This is a genomic window from Pseudomonas sp. K5002 (assembly GCF_013386655.1).
Classification (GTDB): Bacteria; Pseudomonadota; Gammaproteobacteria; order Pseudomonadales; family Pseudomonadaceae; genus Aquipseudomonas.
The window spans coordinates 1-1,207 of record NZ_JACARK010001336.1 but is presented as its reverse complement, the minus strand read 5'-3'; the positions used below and the strand labels follow the sequence as shown (position 1 = coordinate 1,207).

The 1,207-nt window shown below is 63.2% G+C and carries 2 protein-coding genes; one reads left to right on the top strand and one right to left on the bottom strand.

Annotated features, from left to right (window positions below):
* On the top strand, positions 1-365 hold a 365-nt coding region (locus HX846_RS36175), incomplete at its 5' end, for a GGDEF domain-containing protein (protein ID WP_178967342.1).
* Between the two features lie 136 nt (positions 366-501).
* On the opposite strand, the gene dacB is transcribed toward HX846_RS36175, so the two are convergent.
* The coding region (gene dacB / locus HX846_RS36170) for a D-alanyl-D-alanine carboxypeptidase/D-alanyl-D-alanine-endopeptidase (protein WP_178967341.1) at positions 502-1,207 on the bottom strand (706 nt) is incomplete at its 5' end.

The window sequence follows — 1,207 nt, the reverse complement described above, 5'->3', positions numbered from 1 at the left end:
ACTTCAAGCGCATCAACGACCAGCATGGTCACGCGGTGGGTGATGAAGTGCTCAAGGAGTTATGCCGGCGCATCAGCCACCGGTTACGACGCACGGATGTGTTTTGCCGGCTGGGCGGCGAGGAGTTTGTGGTGCTGTGCGCCAATACCGACGGCAGCCAGGCGTTCAATGTTGCCGTGGAGTTGTGGCAGGCGTTGCGCGGTGAGCCGATGGAAGGTGTCGGCACGGTGACGGCGAGCTTCGGGGTCGCCAGTTGGCGGGTCGAGGAGGGCGTCGACAGCTTGTTGCTGCGGGCGGATTCGGGTGTCTATGCCGCCAAGCAGGCGGGCAGGGACAGAGTTGAGGCAGAGCGGGTGCTTGCCTGAAGTGCACGGCCATTCAAGCTATTAGAGATCAATGTGGGAGCTGGCTTGCCTGCGATAGCATCACCTCGGTATTCCTGATAGACCGAGGCGTATACATCGCAGGCAAGCCAGCTCCCACATTTGATATTTGCTGCTGTTAGAGGACCGGGGCCGCCGCCGCCAGTTTCGGCTGGCGATACAGGTCCAGCAGCACCTGGTCCAGTACCGAGGACGCGCCCCACGGTTTCGGATCGTTGAGAATCGCCACCACAGCCCAGGTATTGCCATTGTTGTCGCGGCTGAACCCGGCAATCGCCCGCACGGTGTTCAGGGTGCCGGTCTTGACGTGGGCTTCGCCGCGCATGGCCGTGGTCTTCAGGCGTTTACGCATGGTGCCGTCGGTGCCGGCAATCGGCAGCGAACTGATGTACTCCGCTGCGTATGGGCTTCTCCACGCCGCTTGCAGCATGGTCGCCATTTCGCGGGCGCTGACCCGTTCAGCACGGGACAGGCCGGAGCCGTTCTCCATCACCAGGTGCGGCGCGGTGATGCCTTTTTTCGCCAGCCACTGGCGCACCACGCGCTGGGCGGCCTTGGCGTCGTCGCCGTCGGCATCGGTGCGGTACTGCGCACCCAGGCTCAGGAACAACTGCTGGGCCATGGTGTTGTTACTGTATTTGTTGATGTCGCGGATGATCTCCGCCAGGTCCGGCGAGAACGCACGAGCCAGCACTTTGGCGTTCTTCGGTACCGGCGCCTGGATGTCGCGGCCCTGGATGCTGCCGCCCAGTTCCTTCCAGATCGCCCGAACGGCGCCGGCGGTGTAGGTGGCGTGGTCCAGCAACGACAGATACGTCTGCGAG